Origin of the sequence: Methanocalculus sp., from assembly GCF_029762515.1 — an archaeon.
Taxonomy (GTDB): domain Archaea; phylum Halobacteriota; class Methanomicrobia; order Methanomicrobiales; family Methanocorpusculaceae; genus Methanocalculus.
Genome location: NZ_JARVGN010000324.1, coordinates 1 through 2,695, shown reverse-complemented (window position 1 = coordinate 2,695; position 2,695 = coordinate 1). Strand labels below are relative to the sequence as shown.

Here is a 2,695-nt window from a genome sequence, read left to right as displayed (position 1 = left end):
ATCCCTCACACCACCAGCCGTCAAGGATGCTGCAGTTCAGGACACCATTCATCGCTGCTTTCATCCCACTCGTGCCCGATGCTTCAAGGGGCGGAAGCGGGGTGTTGAGCCAGAGATCAACTCCATGAACCATATACTGTGCAATCTGCTCGCCATAATTTTCGATGACGGCAATCCTCCCGGCTATCTCTGGTTTTTCAGCAAGCTGGTAGATCCGCTGGAGTATCTTCTTTCCCTCCGTATCATCGGGATGCGCTTTCCCGGCAAATACAATCTGGACAGGATACCAGGGATTATTCAGGATACTGGCAAGGCGCGATGTATCATGCAGGAGGAGATCTGCTCGTTTATAGGTCGAGAAGCGGCGGGCAAACCCGATCGTCAGAACGCTCGGGTTGAGCAGCGTCCCTTCTGCTACCAGATTCTCAGGCATTTCAAGCCCCTCCGCCCACTTTCTCCGTTTATACTCCCGTATCCTGTTGAAGAGTTTTATCTTCAGCCGCATATGCAGCTCCCACAGTTCACTATCGGGGATCTCATCGATCACCTCCCAGATCTCCCTGTTATCATGCTCGTGCTGCCAGTGCGGGCATATCCGGGTGAAATAGCCATTTAAGAGCATCTCCATCCTGGGGTTGAGCCAGGTGGAAAGATGCACCCCGTTTGTGATCGCGTCAATCGGTATCTCATCATCATTCCGATCCGGCCAGCAGGATCTCCACATATCCCGTGTCACCCCGGCATGCCGCCGTGAAACTGCATTGTGGAACCTGGAGAGCCGAAGTGCAAGGGCAGTCATGTTGAAGCCCTCATTCGAACGAACCGGGTGCCTGCCCAGCGCCAGGAACTCATCCCGAGTGATACCAAGCGCCTGAATGTAGTGGCCCAGGTGACGTTCAACCAGCACAGGATCGTAGATATCATGTCCGGCAGGAACCGGCGTATGGGTGGTGAAGATGGTGAGTCCGCGGATTTTTTCAAAGGCCTCATGCACGGGTACGCCCTCTTCCACATGTTCACGTGCAAGTTCGAGGAGAGCAAACGCAGAGTGCCCCTCATTCAGATGGATTCCTGAAAAGTTGATTCCAAGCATTCTGAGGACATGGCGGCCACCAATGCCAAGGACAATCTGCTGTAAGAGCCGCATCTCCCGATCACCGGTATAGAGGTGTGAGGAGATACTTCGTCTCTTTGGATCATTCTTTGGTATATCGGTGTCAAGAAGATAGAGCGGAACCCTCCCGACATCGACCCTCCATACAGCAACATAGATCGCCGGATCGATGTCAGGGACCTTTATAATCAGGTGTCTCCCGTGTTCATCCCGTACCCGTTTGATCGGCGTGAGATCGCGGTTTAAGGGGAGAGTGATCTCCTCCTGCCATCCATCAACACGGATATGCTGATGAAGGTATCCCTGTGAGTACATAAACCCAATCCCGACAACCGGCACATTCAGGTCAGAACACTCCTTCAGGTGATCGCCTGCAAGAAAGCCAAGGCCACCTGCATAAAAGGGAAGCGAATGGTGAAGGCCGTACTCCGCCGAGAAATACGCGATATTGAACGGGCCTTTCTGGTAATGTTCCCCGAACCAGCCCTGCCTCTGCCGCATATAGGATCCAAGCCTCGCCATAATGATGTCATATTCACGGAGATACCGGGGATTTTTACTTGCAGCTTCAAGATACCGGTATGGAATCTCCCTGAGCATCCGGACGGGATTATGCACGCTCTCACGCCATGCCTCACGGTTCAGCTGTTTAAAGAGCATCCTGGCCTCGGGGTGCCAGCTCCACCAGAGGTTATAGGCAAGTTCGCCCAGGCCGGAGATTCGATCCGGAAGAGTGAAGAGCCGTTCACCTGTCAATTCACCATGGATCATCAGCCATCTATTGATCGATTCAGGTACTTATGTGATTGTACAGATCCTCTCATTCCAGACGTCCATATGTTTCAGTATACTGGCGCAGGCGTATGGCGGCCTCTTCAGCAGGCCAGTCCTTATGAAGACGCCAGAGCCAGTTCCCTTTTTCAGTTCCGGGACGGTTCATGCGTGCCTCTGATCCAAGGTTCAGGAGATCCTGGAGGGGAATGATCGCATACCTTGCAACTGAAGAGAATGCAAGCCTGATGAAGAGATCTGACACCTCATCTTTTTCAATTATCCTGCCTGCATACCGGTTGAGGTATGAACGCTCAGCTGTGGTTGCATCATCTATAAACCAGCCTTTCACCGGGGGATTATCATGGGTGCCGGTATAGGCAACCGCATTCTCAGGATGGTTAAAAGGGAGATGGGGATTGTCAGTGTCCCCGCCAAAAGCAAACTGGAGAACCCGCATCCCCGGGATCTTCGCCCTCTCCATCAGTGTGCGGACCGGTTGATCGATCAGCCCGAGGTCCTCGGCAATAAGAGTATCAGCCCCATATCTCTTCCTGATGGCATCTATGAGCGCATCTCCCGGGGCGGGGAGCCAGCGTCCCTTTACAGCAGTCCGGTGCTCATCCGGTATTGCCCAGTATGCCGAGAGCCCCCGGAAGTGATCGATTCGCACCAGATCGTAGAGGGAGAGCGCCCGCCCAATCCTTGAGAGCCACCAGGAGAATCCCTCCTGCTGGTGCTCTTCCCAGCGGTAGAGGGGATTGCCCCATCGTTGCCCGGTTCTACTGAAATAATCGGGAGGAACACCAG

2 protein-coding genes are annotated in these 2,695 nt (G+C 53.6%); both read right to left on the bottom strand.

The window, feature by feature from the left end:
• Window positions 1-1,885 (bottom strand): alpha-glucan family phosphorylase (gene glgP, locus QCH34_RS10350; RefSeq protein ID WP_300333794.1); only part of this gene is annotated, 1,885 nt, incomplete at its 3' end.
• A gap of 49 nt (window positions 1,886-1,934) precedes the next feature.
• On the bottom strand, window positions 1,935-2,695 hold a 761-nt coding region (locus QCH34_RS10345; protein WP_300333793.1), incomplete at its 5' end, for a 4-alpha-glucanotransferase.